This window comes from Pseudomonas sp. BMS12 (assembly GCF_001592875.1).
GTDB lineage: Bacteria > Pseudomonadota > Gammaproteobacteria > Pseudomonadales > Pseudomonadaceae > Aquipseudomonas.
Window position 1 is genome coordinate 185,998 of sequence record NZ_LSOF01000012.1, and the last position, 4,987, is coordinate 190,984.

Below are 4,987 nucleotides of genomic sequence, written 5' to 3' on the forward strand. Positions count from 1 at the left end.
GCCAGGGTGCGCACCGACTGGTACTCGACCACCTTGCCGTCGCGCACCACCGGGGTGGCGAAGGCGCTGACCCAATAGTGGTCGCCGTTCTTGCAGCGGTTCTTCACCAGGCCCATCCAGGAGCGCCTGGCCTTGAGCGTCTGCCACAGGTGTTCGAAGGCCGCCGGCGGCATGTCCGGGTGGCGCACCAGGTTGTGGCTCCGGCCGAGCAGTTCGGCTTCGCTGAAGCCGCTGATGGCGATGAAGTCCGGGTTGACGTAGCTGATCACGCCCTTGAGGTCGGTGGTGGAGAGGATGTTGGCGCGTGGGTCGACCGCCACTTCGCGCTGGCTGACCGGCAGGTTGAGTTTCATCGGGGCAGTTCCTTGGGAGCGTTGGAGTCTGGCAGCAGGCACCAGAGGCCTTCGAAGCAGTCGTCGCCACTGAACAGGCGTTCCAGCTCGGCGGCCGGGCGCGGTCGGCTGAACCAGTAACCCTGGGCTAGGCGGCAGCCCTGTTCGCGGAGGAAGTCGAGCTGCAGCGGTTGTTCGACCCCCTCGGCCACCACTTCCAGCCCGAGACTGCAGCCCAGGCCGATGATTGCCCGGCTGATCGTCAGGGACTCCGGGTCGCTGCCGGCAATGAAGCTGCGATCGACCTTCAGCACATGCAGGGGGAAGCGTTTCAGGTAGCCGAGCGACGAATAACCGGTGCCGAAGTCGTCGAGCGCCAGGCGTACGCCGAGGCGGCCCAGCTCGCGCAGGGCGATCAGGGTGGCGGTGCAGTCCTGCATCAACTGGCTCTCGGTGATCTCCAGCACCAGGCTGGCCGGGGCCAAGCCGCTTTCGTCGAGGATCTGTGCCAGGCGGTCGACGAAACCGTCCTGCTGCAACTGGCGGCTGGACAGGTTTACCGAGCATCGCAGGCTCGCTTGCCCGGCCTGCTGCCAGGCGCGCACCTGCTGGCAAGCCTGGCGCAGCACCCAGTCGCCGACCGCGATGATCTCGCCGGACTCTTCCAGCGAGGCGATGAATTCCTGCGGGTCGATCAGGCGTCCGCCATGCTGCCAGCGCAGCAGTGCCTCGACCCCGATCAGCCGCGGTTGCTCGCAGTCGATACGGCACACCGGCTGGTAATAGAGGATGAATTCGTCGCGTTGCAGGGCCTGGCCCAGTGCGCTCTCCAGCGCCAGTTGGCGGCGCGCGGCGGACTGCAGCTCGTCGCTGTAGCGGGCGAACTGCGCCTTGCCCGCCTGCTTGGCGCGGTACAGCGCGAGGTCGGCGGCCTGCAGGGCCTGCCCGGCGCCGCAGTTGCCCGGCAGCGCGGCGATGCCGATGCTGGCGCTGACCACCAGGGTCTGCTCGTCCAGATGCAGGGGTTGGTGCAGGGTGTCGAGCATGCGCTGGGCCACCCGGTCGGCGTCTGCGGGGCTGGCGAGGTCGTCGAGCAGGGCGACGAACTCGTCGCCGCCGAAGCGTGCCAGGTGATCGCCAGGGCGCAGGCAACGCTGCAGGCGGCGGGCGACCTCGACCAGAACCCGGTCGCCGCTATGGTGGCCAAGGCTGTCGTTGATCAGCTTGAAGCGGTCGAGGTCGATGAACAGCAGGGCGGCCTCGCGGGCGCCGGGTTTACCCAGTTGGTGCAGGGCCTGTTGCAGCAGCTCGTCGAGGCGCAGGCGATTGGCCAGGCCGGTGAGCGGGTCGTGGCGGGCGGCGTGGCGCAGCTGTTGCTCGACTTCCTTGCGCGCGCCGATATCGGTCTGCGAGCCGGCCATGCGCCGCTGGCCGTCATGGTCGCACTCGGCCACGCCGCGGGTCAGCACCCACAGGTAGCCGCCGCTGCGGCGGCGGATGCGGTACTCGTGGTGCAGTTGCGCGGTCGCGCCATTGAGGTGTGCGTCGATGGCCTGGCGCAGGCCCGGCAGGTCGTCCGGGTGAACCCGCGAGAACCAGCAGGCGCTGCTTTCACCGAGGGCGTCGCGACTGAGCCCGAGCATGTCGGCCCAGCGCTCGGAGACGTACAGGCGGTCCTGCTCGAGGTGCCAGTCCCACAGACCGTCGTTGGCCCCGCGCAAGGCACGGGCGAAGCGAGCCTCGCTGTGTTCCAGGGCGCGGCGCTGGGCGGCGCCATAGGTGTCGATGGCCAGGGTCATGTCGAAGAACACCGCCTTGAGCAGGCTGGCGAACAGGGCGCTGTGCGCCTGGTCGGCAAACAGGGCGTCGCTCATGGTGGCCAGGTACAGGCGATACGCGGCCAGGTACCACTTGGGTTCGACACCGGCCACCTGGTGGATCAGGCCGATACGCAGGCGCCCGCTCAGGTAGTCGCGGTCGTAGGGCCCGCACCACAGGCGCCGGTAGTAGTCGAGCTGGCTGTGTTTGAGGCGTGCCAGGGTCGTCGGGTCGCCGATCAGTGCGGCCGGCCCGGCGAACTCGCGCAGATGGCTGTAGAGCTGCTCGACGAAGCTGCGGTGGGCTTCGTCCATGTGCTCGGCCGCGGCCATCAGGCGCAGAGGGTCGTCGCGGCGCCAGTCGAGCAGGCGCAGGCGTTCGGCGACCTCCTCGCGGTCGAGGCCGATGCGGTGCATCAGGTCCAGCAGGCTGTCGTCTTCATTCATCCCTTTCACCTTTTCGCGGGCACAAAAAAGCGCCGGACGGCGCGTTCGGGGGAACGGGGCGTCGCGGCGCTTCGTCTTGCAGGCCCGTATGTCCTGCCCGGCAAAGCCGGTCTTCGCCAAGGGCGAAACCTGTGTTCGGGCGTTCTATCTCATTCGGCCGGTCCTGACAATTCGACCAGCAGCTGCTCAAGGCGTTGGCGCAACTGGCCCAGCTCGCGCGAGCGGAAGGCGTGGCGGGTGCGCTCCAGGGTCGCGATGGCATCGCCGATAGCGGCCTCAACCTTTACCTGTGAGCCGGCAGGGAGCTGCTCCAGCCAACGGCACAGCGGGGCGTGGCTGCAGTCGAGCGGCGCCTGAAGCACTTCGCACCCACCGAGTACCCGGCGCAGGGTGGTGGCCAGTTCGGGATCGCTACAGGCAATGCGCGGCAACGGACAGTTCATGGGCAGGGCGGATATTGGCAGGTTTGCAAAGCACCATAGCCGTGCTGGCAATTGGCCGCTTGACCGGGGTCAAGACGGCGGCGATTGCACGTTCGAATGCACTTCGGTGTGCTGCGCCGGCCGCGTGACTGCTACCCTAGCGGCCATTGCCCGGATGCCCGCCCATGCTCAGTCTGTACCACGCCCCCGACCTGGAAACCCTCGGCCAACTGGCCTGCGCGCTACTCGCCCAGCCGCAGGCGGACGTGCTGGCGCCGGCGCGGGTGGTGGTGCCGAGCCAGGGCATCGGTCGCTGGCTGACCCTGCAGCTGGCCCGCGAGCAGGGCATCGCCATGCACCTCGATGTGCAGTTGCCGTCCAGCTTCGTCTGGGGCCTGGCCCGCGAGGTGCTGGGCGCGTTGCCGGAGCAGTCCGCGTTCAATCCGCAGGCCATGACCTGGCGCCTCTACGACTGGCTGTGCGAGCCGGCCAACCTGGCCCGCGCCGAGCGCCTGGAGCGCTATCTGGACGGCGGCGACGAGCGCCGGCGCCTGGCCCTGGCGGCGAAGATCGCCGACGTTTTCGACCAGTACCTGCTCTATCGCGACGACTGGCTGGCCGCCTGGGAGCGCGGCCAGGCCTGCGACCTGGGCGCCGAGGAGGCCTGGCAGGCGCTGCTCTGGCGCGAGCTGACCAAGGACGGCCACCCGCACCGCGCGCGCCTGCTCGACGAGCTGCTGGCGCGCCTGCACGGCGCCGAGCCCATCGCCGGTCTGCCGGAGCGTCTGCTGGTGTTCGGCATCAGCTCGCTGCCACCACATCATCTGCGTGTGCTGGAAGGCCTGGCGCGGCATACCAGCGTGGTGATCTTCGCGCTCAACCCGTGCCGCGAGGCCTGGGGCGAGATTCGCGATGTGCGCGAGCTGGCCAGTCAGCCGGAGTCGAGTCCGGAGGAGTGGTATCTGGATGTCGGCCATCCGCTGCTGGCCAGCCTGGGTAAACAGGGCCGCGACTTCTTCGACAGCCTGTTCGGACAGATCGCCGAGGAGCACGGCATCTACCCGCAGGACAGTGAACTGGCCGACGACAGCCTGCTGCACGCCCTGCAGCAGGACATCCTGCGCCTGCGCACCCGCGCCCCGGACGAGCGCCTGGCGCTGCGTGAGGACGACCGCTCGCTGGAGTTGCACATCGCCCACTCGCCGCTGCGCGAGGTGGAAATCCTGCATGACCAGTTGCTGGCCCGTTTCGCCGCCGACCCCGGCCTGAGCCCGGACCAGGTGGTGGTGCTGACCCCGGATATCGAACGCTACGCGCCGTTCATCGAGGCCGTCTTCGCGCGTCGCGAAGGTGCACCTTATGTGCCCTACAGCCTGGCCGACCGCAGCCTGCGCGCGGAAACACCTTTGATCGAGGCCTTTCTCGGCCTGCTCAGCCTGCCCGAGAGCCGCTTTGCCGCCGAGGAAGTCCTCGCCTGGCTGGAGCAACCCGCCATCGCCCGCCGTGCCGGTATCGAGAACGAAGACCTGCCGCTGCTGCGCGATTGGCTGCAGCAGGCCGGCGTGCGCTGGGGTCGCGATGGCGCCCACCGTGCCGCGCTGGAGTTGCCGGCCGATGACGCCTTCACCTGGCGCCAGGGCCTGGATCGCCTGCTGCTGGGCTTCGCCGCGCCGCCGCAACTGGCCGGCGAGGGCAATCCGCTGCTGGGTGACAACCTGCCGCTGGACGCCCTGGAAGGCGCCCGTGGTCAGCTGCTCGGCCGCCTGTGTGCCTTCGTCGGCCAGCTCGCCAGCCTGGCCGAGCGCCTGCAACAGCCGCGCCCGCTGGCCGAGTGGGCGCTGGACCTGCAGGAGCTGATCGACCGCCTGTTCGACGAGCGCGAGGCCGGCGACACCCTGTTGCTGCTCAGCCAGGCCTGTTCCGCCCTGGGCCGCCAGGCCGAGGACGCCGGCATCCACCGCCCGCTGGA

Annotated in this window: 4 protein-coding genes; 1 reads left to right on the plus strand and 3 read right to left on the minus strand. The window is 69.2% G+C overall.

Translation table 11 applies throughout. The annotated features are described in order from the left end of the window. From AYB31_RS22030 to AYB31_RS12200, 3 genes are all read right to left on the minus strand, one after another. The coding region (locus tag AYB31_RS22030) for a PAS domain-containing protein (RefSeq protein ID WP_236715548.1) at window positions 1–353 on the minus strand (353 nt) is incomplete at its 3' end. After that, entirely contained in the window at window positions 350–2,596 is a 2,247-nt protein-coding gene (locus AYB31_RS12195) for a putative bifunctional diguanylate cyclase/phosphodiesterase (RefSeq protein ID WP_068828963.1), read from the minus strand. The genes AYB31_RS12195 and AYB31_RS22030, both read right to left, overlap by 4 nt. Window positions 2,597–2,745: 149 nt before the next feature. Then, a complete protein-coding gene (locus AYB31_RS12200; RefSeq protein ID WP_236715549.1) occupies window positions 2,746–3,027 on the minus strand; it encodes a hypothetical protein in 282 nt (93 codons plus the stop codon). Window positions 3,028–3,203: 176 nt separating this feature from the next. Here AYB31_RS12200 and recC point away from each other — a divergent pair. Then, on the plus strand, window positions 3,204–4,987 hold a 1,784-nt coding region (recC, locus tag AYB31_RS12205; RefSeq protein ID WP_068828964.1), incomplete at its 3' end, for an exodeoxyribonuclease V subunit gamma.